The sequence below is a fragment of the Mucilaginibacter sp. P5_A6 genome, assembly GCF_056400585.1.
Genome location: NZ_JBFUKZ010000003.1, coordinates 261195 through 276763 on the forward strand (window position 1 = coordinate 261195; position 15569 = coordinate 276763).

Sequence of the window (15569 nt, forward strand, 5' to 3'; positions counted from 1 at the left end):
ATTATTTATATCTATAGGTTATTCTACCCTTACTTAAATCGTACGGACTCATTTCTAATTTTACTCTGTCGCCAGGTAAAATTTTGATGTAGTGCATACGCATCTTGCCGGAAATATGTGCAATAATCTCATGACCATTTTCCAGCTCAACCCTGAACATTGCATTTGACAATGCCTCTCTAATTGTACCGTCTTGCTCAATCGAAGATTGTTTAGCCATATTTTGTTGATTATTACTTAATTATCCGCCCTAAAACCGGGATGCAAAATTAATAAAAATTATTTAATTATTATTTTTTTCTTTTAAAACATTATCAACATATTCAAACGTTGATAAAATGTCTGGTTTACCTTTACCTATGGCAACTGTATGCTCATAATGTGCCGATACCTTTTTATCTACTGTTGATACTGTCCAGCCATCATCCCAAAACTTAACGCCGGCACGGCCCGCGTTTATCATCGGTTCAATAGCTATCACCATACCTTCTTCAAGCTTAGTACCAGCGCCTCGTTTACCATAGTTTGGCACTTCGGGTTTTTCATGTAACTGAAGCCCCACTCCATGCCCCACAAGCTCTTTAACTACACCAAAGCCATTCTTTTCGGCATGTTCCTGTACGGCATGGCCTATATCGCCTATCCGCATACCTACAACGGCTTTTGCCACACCAAGGTCTAAACACTCCTGCGTAACACGCATAAGCTTCTTAGTGTGCTCTGATACCTCGCCAATGGCAAAGGTATAAGCCGAGTCGCCAAAGTATTTGTTTAAGATAACGCCACAGTCAACAGAAACAAGATCACCATCGGTTAAAACATGCTTGCCTGGAAAACCATGCACTACCTGATCGTTCAGGGAGATGCATAGTGAATAAGGAAAACCATGATAGTTTAAAAAAGCAGGCACGCCGCCGTTATCGCGTATAAAAGTTTCAGCCAGTTTGTCCAACTCGATCGTTCTTATCCCGGGGCCAATAACTTTCGCTATTTCGCCAAGGGTTTTAGATACGAGTAATGAACTTTCCCTTATGAGTTCTATCTCCTCGACAGACTTATAATTGATTTTTGACATCTTGTATATTAGATCGCTGTCGGAGTTGTTCCGGCAGCAGCAGGCATTGCTGTACGTCCTTTAATTCGTCCGGTTTTCATTAAACCATCATAATGGCGCATCAACAGGTGGCTTTCTATTTGTTGCAATGTATCAAGCACAACACCTACCAGGATGATTAATGATGTACCACCAAAGAATCTTGCGAAAATTGGAGACACACCAACCAAACTGGCAATTGCCGGGATGATTGCTATAATAGCAAGGAAAATAGATCCGGGTAAGGTGATTTTTGAAATTACGCCATCTATATAATCTGCAGTTGTTTTACCTGGTTTAACGCCGGGGATAAATCCGCCATTCTTCTTCATATCATCAGCCATCTGGTTAGGGTTAACCGTAATAGCTGTATAGAAGTAGGTGAACAGAATGATCAACACGCCAAACAGCAAATTGTGCTGCCATGAATTATAGTTTGATAACGCAATTAAAACACCGTTTGATGAGATGCTTGGCATAAACTGTTGTACCGTTTGCGGTATAAACATTAAAGCCTGGGCAAATATGATAGGCATTACGCCGGCAGCATTTACCTTTAAAGGTATGTACTGACGTACACCGCCGTATTGTTTGTTACCAACAATACGTTTAGCATACTGCACCGCAATTTTCCTGGTACCCTGTACTATCATTATCGTGAACATTACCACACCAATAAGCGCTACAATCTCAACAATGAAAGTTACCAAACCACCCGTACCGGTAGTACGTGAAGTGAACTCTGTTAAGAAAGCACCTGGCAATTGGGCAATAATACCAACCATGATGATGAGTGATATACCATTACCAATACCTTTATCCGTTATTTTCTCGCCCAGCCACATTACAAATAAGGTGCCTGCGGTTAAAACAAACGTATTAAGTACAGTAAACAATGGATTGTTGATCAGCATGGCATCAGCGCCAACCTGTGATTTAAGATAACCTATAGCCTGTAAAAACGTGATACCTATAGTTAGGTAACGAGTCCACTGGTTTAGTTTGTTACGTCCGCTTTCGCCTTCTTTTTGCAATTTGGTAAAGTAAGGTACAGCGATACCTAATAATTGCACCACAATTGAAGCCGAGATATATGGCATTACACCCAATGCAAAAATAGAAGTACGTGAAAACGAACCTCCTGCAAACATATTCAGCAATCCTACTAATCCTTCTGCCTTTTGGTTTGACATTGCAGACGCAGGATTAACCCCGGGCAGAACCACGAATGAACCGACGCGATATATTAAAAGAAATAAGAGTGTGTTTATAATACGCACTCTCAGATCTTCGATTTTCCAGATATTGGATAATGTGGTGAAAAATTTCTTCATCCTAAAATTATAGCTTAACTATGGTACCACCAGCTGCTTCAATAGCTTTTTGAGCCGTAGCAGTAAATGCATGTGCTTCAACTTCTAATTTGGCTTTCAACTCGCCACGACCAAGGATCTTAACCAGGTCATTACGAGATACTAATCCGTGTTCTTTCAAAGTAGCGAAATCAACTTTTGCAAGTGTATATTTCTCAACTAATTCTTGCAGTACATCAAGGTTAACACCTGTATACTCAACACGGTTAGGGTTTTTGAAACCAACCTTAGGCACACGGCGTTGTAAAGGCATCTGACCGCCTTCAAAACCTACCTTAGTGCTTGTACCTGAACGTGAACCGGCGCCTTTGTGGCCACGGGTTGACGTACCGCCACGGCCAGAACCTGTACCACGGCCAATTCTTTTTCTATTTTTAGTAGAACCTTCTGCAGGTTTTAAATTACTTAAATTCATGATATTAAATATTTTCTACCGCTACCAGGTGATTAACTTTTCTAACCATACCAATTATAGCTGCAGTTGCTTCAACTTCCACACTGTGGTTAATTTTACGCAAGCCTAATGCTTCGATAGTCTTTTTTTGGCGCTCACTTCTGTCGATCACGCTTTTAATCTGTGTTATTTTGATTTTGGCCATGACTGATTATCCGTTAAATACTTTACCTAAACTAACGCCACGTTGCTGTGCCACAGTATGTGCATCACGTAATTGTGATAGCGCAGATACAGTTGCTTTAACCACGTTGTGCGGATTTGATGAACCTTTTGATTTAGCTAATACGTTGTGGATACCTGCAGACTCTAACACTGCACGCATTGCACCACCCGCAATAACACCGGTACCGTTAGCAGCTGGTTTAATAAAAACAAAACCACCGCTAAATTTACCTATTTGCTCATGAGGTACTGTACCGTTAATAATAGGCACTTTTACCAGGTTCTTTTTAGCATCATCAATACCTTTTGCAATTGCTTCGGTAACCTCTTTTGCTTTACCTAAACCGTAACCTACAACACCGTTTTCATCACCCACTACCACAATGGCACTGAAGCTGAAAGTACGGCCACCTTTGGTTACTTTGGCAACACGCTGTATGCTTACCAAGCGGTCTTTTAATTCGATCTCGCTTGTTTTTACTCTTTTTATGTTGATTGTTGACATTTCTCTTTTCGATTAAAAGTTTAAACCACCTTCACGTGCACCTTCGGCCAGTGACTTAACACGACCATGGTACAAATAACCGTTCCTGTCGAAAACCACATCTTTAATTCCTGCTGCAATAGCTTTCTGGGCTACCAGTTTGCCTACGGCTACTGATTGATCAGATTTTGTGCCTTCTGCTGCGATAAAGTCTTTTGATAAAGACGATGCTGATACGATAGTTTTTCCGGTTAAATCGTCAATGATCTGCGCGTAAATACCTTTATTGCTCCTAAATACTGACAGGCGAGGACGCTCTGTTGATCCTGAAAGGCGTTTTCTGATACCCTTTTTAATCCTGTCTCTTCTTGATAATTTAGCTCCCATGACGATTATTTTTTAGATGCTGATTTACCTGCTTTTCTTCTCAATATCTCGCCCACAAACTTAATACCTTTACCTTTGTAAGGCTCTGGTGTACGTAACGAGCGTATTTTTGCAGCTACCTGGCCAATTAACTGTTTGTCAATTGATTCAAGTATGATAGTTGGGTTTTTACCCTTATCAGCAGTGGTTGTAACTTTAATTTCTTTTGGTAATTCAAATACATAGTGGTGAGAGTAACCCAACACTAAATCTAAAGTATTACCGGTATTGGTAGCACGGTAACCCACACCCACTAATTCCTGCTGTATTTTGTAACCTTCTGTTACACCTACTACCATGTTATTTAAAAGCGCACGGTATAAACCATGTAATGCTTTGTGACGTTTTTGATCAGACGGGCGTTGAACCAGTAACTGACCGTCTTCCTGTGCAATGGTGATATCGCTATCAACCGCTTGCTGCAATTCGCCTTTAGGGCCTTTTACGGTAACAACATTATCTGCTGATACGGTAACAGTTACTCCCTGTGGCATTGCTATCGGTGCTTTTCCTACTCTTGACATTGCTTAATTTCTCCTATTAATAAACGTAGCATAAAACTTCGCCACCTACATTTTGCTGACGGGCCTCTTTATCAGACATTACGCCTTTTGAAGTTGACAGGATGGCGATACCTAAACCATTTAATACTCTTGGCAAGTTATCCATGCCTGCGTATTTTCTCAAACCTGGTTTACTGATGCGCGTAATGCTACGGATAGCAGAAATTTTAGTTATCGGGTGGTATTTTAAAGCAACTTTAATGCTGCCTTGAGGACCATTTTCTTCAAACTTGTAATTGGCAATGTAACCTTTATCGAAAAGCACCTTAGTGATTTCCTTTTTAAGATTTGATGCAGGAATTTCAACAACCCTATGGTTGGCTTTAATAGCATTCCTTACTCGTGTAAGATAATCTGCGATTGGATCTGTATTCATTTTATTGTGTTATGATGGTGGTTTCCTTCCCGTAACATCCGGGACGACCTGCCATCGGTTAATTCTCTTTCTTAGCTTAATGCTAAAAGCACAAAGCTTAAAACCTGTTTAGCTTTATGCTTTATGCCTTGAGCTTTATGCTCTTTTTTACCAGCTTGCTTTCTTTACTCCCGGTATTTTGCCTGCTAATGCCATTTCACGGAATGTTACACGTGAAATGCCAAACTGGCGCATATAACCACGAGGGCGGCCGGTTAATTTACAACGGTTGTGTAATTTTACCGGTGATGAAGCCTTTGGTAATTTATCTAAGCCTGCATAATCGCCGGCTTCTTTAAGGGCTGCTCTTTTCTCTGCGTATTTAGCAACTAATTTAGCGCGTTTTACTTCACGTGCTTTTACACCTTCTTTAGCCATTGCTATTTTGATTTTTAAATGGTAATCCAAATTGTTTCAACAACTCCAATGCTTCAACATCGTTAGTTGCGGAGGTTACAAAGGTAATATCCATACCTTGGATTTTATTGATTTTGTCAATATTTATCTCAGGGAATATAATTTGCTCTGTTATACCTAAAGTATAGTTACCTCTTCCGTCAAAACCTTTATCGTTGATGCCTTTAAAATCACGGATACGTGGCAGGGCAACTGCGATTAAACGATCTAAAAACTCGTACATTGTGTTGTCACGCAAGGTAACACGTACGCCTACCGGCATATTTTTACGCAATTTAAAGTTCGAGATATCTTTTTTAGATTTTGAAGATACTGCCTGCTGACCGGTGATGGTTGTTAACTCGGTGATGGTGTTCTCGATAAGTTTCTTATCAGTAGTAGCACCGCCAACACCCTGGTTAATGGCAATTTTCTCCAGTTTAGGAACCTGCATTACGCTTTTGTACTGAAATTTATCTTTCAGTGCAGTACGAATTTCTTCCTTATATTTTGATTTTAATCTTGGTACGTAAGTCATTACTTAATTTCCTCCCCTGATTTTTTTGCTACCCTTACTAATTTGCCGGCATCGTTCAATTTACGGCCAACACGGGTTGTATTACCTGTTTTAGGATCAACCAGCATTAGGTTTGAAATATGTATAGCAGCTTCTTGTTTAACAATTCCGCCGTTAGGATTAGCAGCATTAGGTTTAGTATGTTTTGATACCATATTGGCACCTTCAACAATAGCTCTGCCTTTGTCAACTAATACTTCAACAATTTTGCCTTGTGTTCCTTTTGAATCACCGGCCATAACTTTCACTAAATCACCTTTACGGATCTTTAATTTGGTTGGTTGTGCGTGTTTTTTCTTTTCCATGATTACAATACCTCCGGTGCTAATGATACAATTTTCATAAATTGTTTCTCACGCAGTTCTCTTGCAACCGGGCCAAAGATACGGGTACCTCTTGGCTCGTCCTGGTTATTTAACAAAACAGCTGCATTATCGTCGAAACGGATGTATGAACCATCTTTTCTGCGGATCTCTTTTTTGGTGCGTACTACTACGGCTTTTGATACAGTACCTTTTTTTACGTTACCTGATGGTAAAGCGCTTTTTACGGTTACTACTATCTTATCGCCGATAGATGCATACCTTTTACCGGTACCACCTAATACACGGATCACTAAAACTTCTTTAGCGCCACTGTTATCGGCTACGTTTAATCTTGATTCCTGTTGTACCATCTTATTTAGCCCTTTCTAAAATTTGAACTAATCTCCAGTTTTTGCTCTTGCTCAGCGGGCGGGTTTCCATAATCAGTACGGTATCGCCTATGCCACAAGTATTGGTCTCATCATGAGCCATAAATTTTGTGGTTTTCTTCACGAATTTACCGTAGATAGGGTGTTTTACTTTACGCTCAACAGCCACAACAATAGATTTCTCCATCTTATTGCTAACCACCAGGCCGGTACGTGTTTTTCTTAAATTTCTTTCCATTTTTCTGAATGCTTAAAAAATTAATTCTTTTCAGAAGCCGACGCCGCTTTGCGCTGTGTTAATTCAGTATTTAACTGAGCAATTCCCTTGCGTACCTTTGTTATACGGGATGGATTCTCAATAGCAGAAACTGCATGAGCAAACTTCAATTTGGTTAGGGTTGCCCTTTCCTCGGCGAGTTTTGCATTCAATTCTTCTGTTGATAGCTCCAAAATTTCTGAGTGTTTCATTTTCTTTTATTATTTGTTGTAATGTTGGAATGTTTCAACGTTGTAATGTTTTTGTTGGCTGTTGAAAGTCAATCCAACTTTACAACATTTTCAACCTTACAACCTTCAACTCCTCAATTTATGCTTCTACGTAATCCCTACGTACAATAAATCTTGTTTGTACAGGAAGCTTGGCAGCTGCAAGGCGTAAAGCCTCTTTTGCAACTTCCAAAGGCACTCCTTCGGCTTCAAAAATGATCCTTCCGGGGCGTACTACCGCTACCCAATATTCCGGAGCACCTTTACCTTTACCCATACGTACCTCTGCTGGTTTCTTGGTTACAGGCTTGTCAGGGAAAATCCTGATCCATACCTGGCCTTCACGTTTCATAAAACGTGTTACAGCGATACGTGCAGCCTCGATCTGGCGGCTGGTAATCCACGCCGCTTCGAGTGATTTTACACCGAAAGATCCGAATGAAAGTTCAGCACCACGAGTGGTTAAACCTTTCATCCTGCCTTTTTGCATCTTTCTGAACTTCGTTCTTTTTGGCTGTAGCATTTTCTTAAGCTTTTATATCGTTACGATATTTTTCTTCTACTTATAATTATTATCTCTTTCCTGGGCCGCCTGGACGGTTACCACCACCTTGACCACCTGGACGGCTGCCACCTTGACCACCCGGACGGCTACCGCCACCACGAGGGCCACCTTGACCACCTGCTCCCGGGCCACCTCTGCGGTCGCCACCTGGTTTCCTGTCGTTTCTGCGTTCGCCACCACGTTCGCCACCGCGAGCGTTGTCACGACCACCGAAAGCCGGGGCACCATCTGGTCTGCCACCTTTACCGCTGTTGCTGCTTGTACCACCAATGTTTGGTGATAAATCGCGCTTGCCGTAAACTTCGCCTTTACAGATCCATACTTTAACACCTATTTTACCATAGGTAGTTAATGCTTCTGCTAATGCATAGTCAATATCGGCACGGAAAGTGTGCAAAGGAATTCTTCCTTCTTTGTATTGTTCGCTACGTGCCATCTCGGCGCCGCCTAACCTGCCTGATGTCATGATCTTGATTCCTTCAGCGCCCATTCTCATGGTTGAAGCAATTGTAGTTTTCATGGCACGACGGAAAGAGATACGTGCTTCTAATTGTTTTGCGATACCTTCTGCAACTAATTGTGCATCAAGCTCAGGGCGTTTAATCTCGAATATGTTGATCTGAACTTCCTTTTTGGTAAGTTTTTTCAACTCTTCTTTGATCTTATCAACCTCTGCGCCACCTTTACCAATCACAATACCCGGACGGGCTGTGTGAATAGTTACAGTAATACGTTTTAAAGTACGCTCAATAACCACTTTTGATACACCGCCTTTAGCTATACGAGCTGAAAGGTATTTGCGGATCTTTTCGTCTTCAACTAATTTGTCGGCATAGTGATTGCCACCGAACCAATTAGAATCCCATCCTCTGATGATTCCTAACCTGTTACCTATTGGATGTGCTTTCTGTCCCATTTCAAATTAATTATTATCGTTTTTACTATCCACAATCAGTGTTACATGGTTTGAGCGTTTGCGTATGCGGTATCCCCTTCCTTGCGGAGCAGGGCGCAATCTTTTAAGCTGACGGCCACCACCTACTGAAATCTCTTTAACAAATAAGGCGCTATCTTCAACGCGTTTGCCTTCGTTTTTTGCTTCCCAGTTTTTGATGGCTGATAACAAAAGTTTCTCTACACGAATTGCAGCTTCTTTGTTAGTATATTTTAATATGTATAACGCTTTCTCAACGTTTTCACCACGGATCAGATCAACCACCAAACGCATTTTGCGTGGTGAAGTTGGGCAGTTCTGTAGCTTTGCAACTGAAGCGCCGCCTACAAGGGCTTTTGCAGCTTCTTTTTGTTGCCTGATCAGTACAGACTTTTTGATTTTAGTTGTTGCTTCCATGCCTTATTTTTTCTTTTCTGCGTGACCGCGGAATGTACGGGTTGGAGCAAATTCTCCCAATTTGTGACCAACCATGTTTTCTGTTACATACACCGGGATAAACTTGTTACCGTTGTGTACTGCGAATGTGTGACCAACGAAATCAGGAGAGATCATGGAACGACGTGACCATGTTTTCACAACTGATTTTTTACTTGATTCATTCAAGGTCAGAACTTTTCTTTCCAGGTTATGATCAATATAAGGTCCTTTTTTAATTGAACGTGCCATTATTTTTTCCTTCTTTCAATGATATAACGATCCGACCCTTTTTTCTTATCACGTGTTTTGTAGCCTTTAGCTAACAAACCTTTACGTGAACGTGGATGACCACCTGAGGCCCTACCCTCACCACCACCCATAGGGTGATCTACCGGGTTCATGGCAACACCACGAACACGCGGCCTGCGGCCCAACCAGCGTTTGCGGCCTGCTTTACCTAACACCGCGTTTGCTCTTTCGCCATTTGAAACGGTACCAATAGTTGCCAAACAAGTTGACAGTATCATACGTGTTTCGCCTGAAGGCAATTTAATAATGGCATATTTACCATCACGGGCTGATAACTGAGCGTAAGTGCCGGCGCTGCGGGCAATAATACCACCCTGGCCTGGGTTTAACTCAATGTTGTGAATGATAGAACCCAACGGGATGTTTTTCAAAGGCATGGTATTACCAACCTCTGGAGTAGCACTCTCGCCAGATACAACTACCGTTCCAACTGTTAAGCCTTCCGGAGCTATCATATATCGTTTTTCACCATCAACAAAATGTAACAGTGCTATACGTGCCGAACGGTTAGGATCGTACTCAATAGTTGCAACTTTTGCCGGGATGTCAAATTTATTACGTTTGAAATCAATTAACCTATATGCTTGTTTATGACCACCACCCATGTAGCGCATAGTCATTTTACCGCTGTTGTTACGTCCGCCAGATCTTGTGTTGGCTGATACAACCAACGACTTTTCCGGAACGTTTGTTGTAATATCTGAGTTAGATACATCAACTCTGAAACGGGTACCCGGTGTAACCGGTTTAAATCTCTTTACTGCCATCTCTATAATTATATATTGCTGTAAAAATCAATTGTTTGCCCGTCGTTCAACGTAATGATCGCTTTTTTATACGTAGCAGCACGGCCAGATACGGCGCCTGCCTTAGTATTGCGAGTTTTAAGTTTGCCGACGTATTTCATAGTGTTTACCGCCTTAACGTTAACACCATACATTGCCTCAATGGCGCCTTTAATCTGAATCTTGTTTGCTCTGTGATCAACTTTGAACGCATAACGGTTAAGTTTCTCGGTTAATTGAGTTACTTTTTCAGTAAGTAGGGGTTTCTTTAAAATTTCCATAATTACTTAGCTAATGCTTCCTCCAAAGTTTTAACAGCGCCTGTAGTTAATAACAGTTTACCAGCGTTTAACACATCATAAGTGTTTAGCTGCTCAACTGAAATTACTTTCGTTTTCTTCAGGTTTCTGCTTGATAAATACACATTGTTATTTTCGGCGCCTGCTACTACTAATAATGTTTTGTCATTAGTAACATTCAGATCAGCCTCCATTTTAATGTAGTTTTTAGTTTTGATGCTATCAAAATTAAAATCTTCCAATACTAAAATGTTGTTATCCTTTGCTTTGTATGATAAAGCCGATTTACGGGCCAGTGATTTTAACTTCTTGTTTAACTTGAAGCTGTAATCGCGGGGCTGCGGACCGAAAACGCGACCACCACCATTAAATAATGGAGATTTAACGCTACCTGCACGGGCACCACCTGTACCTTTTTGTTTATATAATTTGCGGGTTGAACCTGCAATCTCGTTACGCTGTTTTGCTTTGTGTGTACCCTGACGCTGGTTAGCTAAATACTGCTTAACATCAAGATAGATCGCGTGATCGTTTGGTTCAATACCGAATACCGACTCAGGAAGCTGCACCTTGGCACCTGTTTCTTTACCTGATACGTTTAATACGTTTACTTCCATCTTATTTATCCACTATTACGAATGAACCCTTAGCTCCGGGGATGGAACCTTTAACAACCAACAGATTCTGCTCAGCGTAAACCTTTACAACTTGTAAATTCTGTGTTTTAACGCGTACGTTTCCGGTTTGACCCGCCATGCGCATGCCTTTAAATACACGAGATGGCCATGATGACGCACCCAAAGATCCCGGCGCACGTAAACGATTATGCTGACCGTGAGTTTGCATACCCACACCACCAAAACCGTGACGTTTTACCACACCCTGAAATCCTTTACCTTTTGAAGTACCAACCACATCAACAAAATCTCCGGCGGCGAAAATCTCTACAGTGATGGTATCACCTAATGATTTTTCGTCTTCGAAAGTTTTGAATTCAACAAGCTTACGCTTTGGAGTTGTACCGGCTTTTTGGAAGTGTCCTTTTAACGGACCAGAAGTGTTTTTTTCCTTTTTGTCGCCATATGCCAGCTGTACAGCAGCATATCCGTCTGATTCAACAGACTTAACTTGTGTTACCACGCAAGGGCCAGCTTCGATTACGGTGCAAGGAATATTCTTCCCTGTTTCGTCGAAAATGCTGGTCATTCCTACTTTTTTACCAATAATTCCTGACATTTTCTTAATTTGTTTGTGTCCATCGAAGCAGTAGGGCTTCGTTCAAGACATATTATTCCCCCCGAAAGGGACGGCAAAGATAGAAACTTTGTAGTAATTATCAAATAGTTAGTGAGTTATTTTTTTATAAATTTTATATACGTGTTTTAACAGGTGGTTTGAAGGTATTTGATTGGGGGTTAAGTGGTTTAATTGGGATAGATTTATTTCACCCTCACGCACCTTTGCCATGCACGAAGCGATCTACCGATAAGGAAGGGCGCATAATTTGTTTTAACCGGGATTTTTAGAATTTAAGAATGAAGAAAGGCGCTTAGTACCGTGTGCTTATAAAACTAAATAAAAACGGCAGCTATGTATAATTCCTAATGTATAATGGGCTTGCTCTAAAACCTTACTAGGAAACGAGGGGATGTGTTATTGTATACTCTGTCCTTAATCCTTTGTCCAAAAAATGGCAATGCCTACGATACTGTACAGGCATTAGGCTCCGGGCTGGTATTCGCTGCCATCCCTGTTGTGGGTAATTACTAAATATAAATTCCTGCTACAACATCTCATAGCTCATTTATTATTTGCTCTAATGTTTTTGCTTCTGCTTTACCTTCCTGATGTAGCTCAACAATTCTAATAGCTTGTTCAAGATCGGCCAATATCCATTTCTTTTTTGTGGTTTTACCATGTTTTTTACCTTCATCAATAGAAATTACTCTTCCGCATAATTGCAACCAAATCTGTCAGCACCTTAACAGATTTTTGGGGTGTAGATATTGTAAGACTCATCAAGAACTAATTTAAACATTCTTATAACCCTGCACACATATATCTACTCGCCTTTATTGCAAATCCCCCTTCCTAACTCAAAATTGTGGAAAACTAATTTCAAAATCCTTTATATTTCATGGTGCATATTGGATATAGGGAAATATTAGAAAACACCACTTTCTTAATATAAACTATCATTAACATTGCACAACATGAAAATGCTCGACTTCCTAAATGGTATTACTCAAAAAAATATCGTCCCATTAACCAATTCGTCTTCGGTAACCATCTATGATTTTTTCCGGGACACTATCGAAATGAACCTTCCGGATGCAGACATCGTAAAGGCGTGGCACAAAATTCTAATGCGTTTTATTAACGAGCCGGCCGCTAAATTCTTTATCAGGAAATTTGGTGGTGCGCCAAAAAAACAATGGCTCCTGCTTCGTCGGGGATTTTTGACCGAGTATAATGACGCAGGCTTCATATACTGTGATAATTTTTTAGCCCATTATTTTTACAATATGGCCATTGAAGGTTATGTACCCGAATATGAAGATTTTAGGGATACCATGCTTCAGATGAAATTCCCTTATGGCCATATGGAAACCAAAGAAGAACTGGAGCACCGGGCATCTCCGCGGGGAAAATCGCCTAAAATTAACTCCAACGGCTGGAAACTGGCCCATATCTATTCGGTAAATCAAAACGATTACTCCTATGATTATAAAACTGTAGAGCGTAAGCTGTTTACTCTTGGCGAACATAAAAATTGGATAAAAGGCGAAAAATGGACATCGCGCGTTAATCCTGTTGACCTTAGTGCTGATGAACAAAACACCGTTAAAACACACTTTTTGCGTTTTGTGCACCCTATAAACTACTTTACCGTTCCTAAAGCTAAACATCACCAATCGGCAGTTGGGAATAATATTGGCGAACATGCCGATCTGCTGGAATTTATGAAAGGGATCCAGTTAAGCCGGTTTGGTGAAGTATATCTCGAATATAAACAAAGTATAGCTGCGCTCGATAAACCTACCAGCGCTGACCCTGGCGAAACGATCATCAATATCAACATTAATAAAATAGCCGCCAAAGCCGGCAATAAGGCGAAAAAAGCCAAATCTCAAAAAAAGAGAAAAGGCACAAACACTGCAGCCGATCAACCAACGATGAAAGTTGGCGAGTTTGTAAAAACTGCTTTTGCGGCTTTAATAAAGGATAAATTAATAGCCGACGGGGATATTAAAAACCTATCGGAAAAAACGTTTTCGAAAGTAAACTTTGATATCAATTATTCTTTTTTAATCAAGGTTGTTGCGGGAAAATCGATAGAAGAATTAAGAATAATTAAAGATCGCCCACGGTATTGGAAGGAAATTTTCACTATCAATGGCGCCGAATATTTAGCATGCAAAGAATGGTATGAGGGCAGCCGCAGCCTGTTTATTAAATGGCAGCAAAAGAAACAGACATGAAAACAAAACCTGACAAAGACCACCCGCATATCCCGACAAGAGACATCCCTTTGAGCTAATGTCATTGACTTGAAAGGGAATATAAAAAGGGGAATTGGTATACGTGTTTCATGGCAGTATTACCGGCTATATAAGTAAAATCGGGCTGGCATGCACCTTTAAACCTGGTGAGGGCCCTTTTTTACAATTGCCAAAAGATGCCATAGCCCCACTTTAAACCTTAAGTACTGCTTGCGATAATATCAGTTCATTACCCAAACGCTTTCTAACCATCCTTATCACAACGTTGTTATTCGCTTTCCGAAATCAACTTACTCCATCATTAACCTTCTGATCAGCTCTGCGCTCTGCACCTTCCCCTCTTCAAGCCTGTGGCTGAAAAAAGCTTGCACCTCGTTAAAGTGTTTTTTATACCCTTCCATATCGCCGTATCCAATAATAGCCGACCATTCCCTTACTGCCGAGTGAAATTCCAGATCGTCGCCGCGGATGGTTTTGTCATACAGGGCAGTTTCAATGGATTCTTCCAGTAGTTCCTCGTTCTTAAACAGGTATTCGGCAATGCCCAGTCTAAGGCGAAATGGTGGGGTTTGACAAATGAGGTTATCATAGGGGTTTACGCCCAAGTGGTACCAGGCATCAACCATACTTAATATGCTCAGGTGCGAGTTGGGTTTCTGCAGCTCGGGCTTTTGCGAAAGGGAAAACTCCTTCATCACCACATCGTTGAGCATAATGGGCTTACGGCTTTCGTGAAATACAAAATCGCGGGCGCGGTACAGCCGCTCCCTGAAAGTTTGGGCCTCCTCCTTGATCATCAGCTTAAATAGTTCTGATTCTGATTCGGAATAACGCTTTACCTGCTGCCTTGCATAAGGGTTCAATATGGCAAGCCCCGCGTACACGTGCGCTTTATAACTAAATATGCGAAGGGTGGTCAGGATTTTCACATTATCAATGCCGCCTATATAAGATGCGTTTTCCCATGGAAAAAAGCCGGCGGCCATCCAGGCGGTGCCCATACTCTCAAAACCTACATGGGTTACGGCCTGGGTATCAGCTACAATTTTATCATGCTCGTGATAGTCGGCAATTTCCACAATATCGCTGCCAATAGCCGTAAACAGATCAACCATCCGCTGGTAAGCATCTGGCTGGCAACGATGCGGTATCAGGATGAGTGTTTGCCCCTTTGGATCAAAGCCCGGCCCGTGCATGGCGTGAAAGGTGATGATTTGCGCATCGGCAGGCAGGTATTTTTCAAATATGGCTATCTCGGGATGCTTAACGGACGTTTGGCCGGCAACAATAGCTCCGTATTTAGTCAGCGGACCGCACTCTGCTACCACCTGCTCCAGCCTGTCGGCTTCAACGGAGTAAATAATGAGGTCGTTGGTACGGGATACATCACCCGCCTTATCTATAATGGTAATGCCAAAGGGCGAAAGTTCTTCCTCCAGCTTAGTACGATTTTCGGGTAAATCGCAGCCACAAACGGTGTAACCTGCTTTTGCGAAAGCTTTTGCGTACAAACGCCCCATATCGCCCAAACCAATGATACCTATATTCATGCCGCTAATATAACTATGAGTAGCAAAATTCCGTATGAAAGCTTACATTAGCGATCGGAA

General features: G+C 41.4%; 25 protein-coding genes. 1 reads left to right on the plus strand and 24 read right to left on the minus strand.

The window, feature by feature from the left end:
- Nucleotide 1: 1 nt before the first annotated feature.
- From infA to rplC, 23 genes are all read right to left on the minus strand, one after another.
- The gene (infA, locus tag AC1DO4_RS05330; protein ID WP_090643449.1) at nt 2-220 is read right to left on the minus strand and encodes a translation initiation factor IF-1; all 219 of its coding nucleotides are present in this window, start codon (nt 218-220) and stop codon (nt 2-4) included.
- A gap of 63 nt (nt 221-283) precedes the next feature.
- Nucleotides 284-1075 (minus strand): type I methionyl aminopeptidase, encoded by a 792-nt coding sequence (map, locus tag AC1DO4_RS05335; protein ID WP_477413640.1) that lies wholly within the window; start codon nt 1073-1075, stop codon nt 284-286.
- A gap of 8 nt (nt 1076-1083) precedes the next feature.
- Nucleotides 1084-2427: a preprotein translocase subunit SecY gene (gene secY / locus AC1DO4_RS05340; protein ID WP_477413642.1), complete on the minus strand. Its 1344-nt coding sequence runs from the start codon at nt 2425-2427 to the stop codon at nt 1084-1086.
- 7 nt (nt 2428-2434) lie between these two features.
- Nucleotides 2435-2881: a 50S ribosomal protein L15 gene (rplO, locus tag AC1DO4_RS05345; RefSeq protein ID WP_091149790.1), complete on the minus strand. Its 447-nt coding sequence runs from the start codon at nt 2879-2881 to the stop codon at nt 2435-2437.
- Between the two features lie 4 nt (nt 2882-2885).
- The gene (rpmD, locus tag AC1DO4_RS05350) at nt 2886-3065 is read right to left on the minus strand and encodes a 50S ribosomal protein L30 (RefSeq protein ID WP_090643431.1); all 180 of its coding nucleotides are present in this window, start codon (nt 3063-3065) and stop codon (nt 2886-2888) included.
- Between the two features lie 6 nt (nt 3066-3071).
- Nucleotides 3072-3590 (minus strand): 30S ribosomal protein S5, encoded by a 519-nt coding sequence (rpsE, locus tag AC1DO4_RS05355; RefSeq protein WP_295717627.1) that lies wholly within the window; start codon nt 3588-3590, stop codon nt 3072-3074.
- 12 nt (nt 3591-3602) lie between these two features.
- On the minus strand, nt 3603-3956 hold the full coding sequence (gene rplR / locus AC1DO4_RS05360) for a 50S ribosomal protein L18 (protein ID WP_477402788.1): 354 nt from the start codon (nt 3954-3956) through the stop codon (nt 3603-3605).
- Between the two features lie 5 nt (nt 3957-3961).
- The gene (gene rplF / locus AC1DO4_RS05365; RefSeq protein ID WP_477402787.1) at nt 3962-4519 is read right to left on the minus strand and encodes a 50S ribosomal protein L6; all 558 of its coding nucleotides are present in this window, start codon (nt 4517-4519) and stop codon (nt 3962-3964) included.
- 16 nt (nt 4520-4535) lie between these two features.
- Entirely contained in the window at nt 4536-4934 is a 399-nt protein-coding gene (rpsH, locus tag AC1DO4_RS05370; protein WP_477402786.1) for a 30S ribosomal protein S8, read from the minus strand.
- A 147-nt stretch (nt 4935-5081) separates the two neighbouring features.
- Nucleotides 5082-5351, minus strand: coding sequence for a 30S ribosomal protein S14 (gene rpsN, locus AC1DO4_RS05375; RefSeq protein ID WP_477402785.1), 270 nt, complete (start codon nt 5349-5351; stop codon nt 5082-5084).
- Nucleotides 5344-5907, minus strand: coding sequence for a 50S ribosomal protein L5 (rplE, locus tag AC1DO4_RS05380; protein ID WP_091215970.1), 564 nt, complete (start codon nt 5905-5907; stop codon nt 5344-5346). Before rplE ends, rpsN begins: the two co-directional genes overlap by 8 nt.
- Nucleotides 5907-6251 (minus strand): 50S ribosomal protein L24, encoded by a 345-nt coding sequence (gene rplX, locus AC1DO4_RS05385; protein WP_477402784.1) that lies wholly within the window; start codon nt 6249-6251, stop codon nt 5907-5909. The genes rplE and rplX overlap by 1 nt, the downstream gene beginning before the upstream one ends.
- 2 nt (nt 6252-6253) lie before the next feature.
- Entirely contained in the window at nt 6254-6622 is a 369-nt protein-coding gene (gene rplN, locus AC1DO4_RS05390) for a 50S ribosomal protein L14 (RefSeq protein ID WP_073405786.1), read from the minus strand.
- Nucleotide 6623: 1 nt separating this feature from the next.
- A complete protein-coding gene (gene rpsQ / locus AC1DO4_RS05395; protein ID WP_008506277.1) occupies nt 6624-6878 on the minus strand; it encodes a 30S ribosomal protein S17 in 255 nt (84 codons plus the stop codon).
- Between the two features lie 20 nt (nt 6879-6898).
- Complete coding sequence (gene rpmC / locus AC1DO4_RS05400; protein WP_477402783.1) at nt 6899-7108, minus strand: 50S ribosomal protein L29; 210 nt, start codon at nt 7106-7108, stop codon at nt 6899-6901.
- A gap of 118 nt (nt 7109-7226) precedes the next feature.
- Entirely contained in the window at nt 7227-7649 is a 423-nt protein-coding gene (rplP, locus tag AC1DO4_RS05405) for a 50S ribosomal protein L16 (RefSeq protein ID WP_295717649.1), read from the minus strand.
- Nucleotides 7650-7698: 49 nt separating this feature from the next.
- Complete coding sequence (rpsC, locus tag AC1DO4_RS05410) at nt 7699-8607, minus strand: 30S ribosomal protein S3 (RefSeq protein ID WP_477402782.1); 909 nt, start codon at nt 8605-8607, stop codon at nt 7699-7701.
- Between the two features lie 6 nt (nt 8608-8613).
- Nucleotides 8614-9042 carry a 50S ribosomal protein L22 gene (gene rplV, locus AC1DO4_RS05415; RefSeq protein WP_477402781.1) on the minus strand — a complete coding sequence of 143 codons (429 nt, stop codon included), beginning with the start codon at nt 9040-9042 and terminating at the stop codon, nt 8614-8616.
- 3 nt (nt 9043-9045) lie between these two features.
- Nucleotides 9046-9312, minus strand: coding sequence for a 30S ribosomal protein S19 (gene rpsS, locus AC1DO4_RS05420; RefSeq protein WP_076377419.1), 267 nt, complete (start codon nt 9310-9312; stop codon nt 9046-9048).
- The gene (rplB, locus tag AC1DO4_RS05425) at nt 9312-10139 is read right to left on the minus strand and encodes a 50S ribosomal protein L2 (protein ID WP_477402779.1); all 828 of its coding nucleotides are present in this window, start codon (nt 10137-10139) and stop codon (nt 9312-9314) included. The genes rpsS and rplB overlap by 1 nt, the downstream gene beginning before the upstream one ends.
- 8 nt (nt 10140-10147) lie before the next feature.
- Complete coding sequence (gene rplW / locus AC1DO4_RS05430; RefSeq protein ID WP_090643376.1) at nt 10148-10438, minus strand: 50S ribosomal protein L23; 291 nt, start codon at nt 10436-10438, stop codon at nt 10148-10150.
- 2 nt (nt 10439-10440) lie between these two features.
- Nucleotides 10441-11073 carry a 50S ribosomal protein L4 gene (gene rplD, locus AC1DO4_RS05435; RefSeq protein WP_183556568.1) on the minus strand — a complete coding sequence of 211 codons (633 nt, stop codon included), beginning with the start codon at nt 11071-11073 and terminating at the stop codon, nt 10441-10443.
- A gap of 1 nt (nt 11074) precedes the next feature.
- Nucleotides 11075-11692: a 50S ribosomal protein L3 gene (gene rplC / locus AC1DO4_RS05440; RefSeq protein WP_477402778.1), complete on the minus strand. Its 618-nt coding sequence runs from the start codon at nt 11690-11692 to the stop codon at nt 11075-11077.
- A 977-nt stretch (nt 11693-12669) separates the two neighbouring features.
- On the opposite strand from rplC, the gene AC1DO4_RS05445 reads away from it, so the two are divergent.
- Nucleotides 12670-13938: a hypothetical protein gene (locus AC1DO4_RS05445; protein WP_477413645.1), complete on the plus strand. Its 1269-nt coding sequence runs from the start codon at nt 12670-12672 to the stop codon at nt 13936-13938.
- A gap of 311 nt (nt 13939-14249) precedes the next feature.
- Here the strand turns inward: AC1DO4_RS05445 and AC1DO4_RS05450 are convergent, their stop codons facing one another.
- A complete protein-coding gene (locus AC1DO4_RS05450) occupies nt 14250-15509 on the minus strand; it encodes an NAD(P)-binding domain-containing protein (RefSeq protein ID WP_477413647.1) in 1260 nt (419 codons plus the stop codon).
- Nucleotides 15510-15569: the final 60 nt, after the last annotated feature.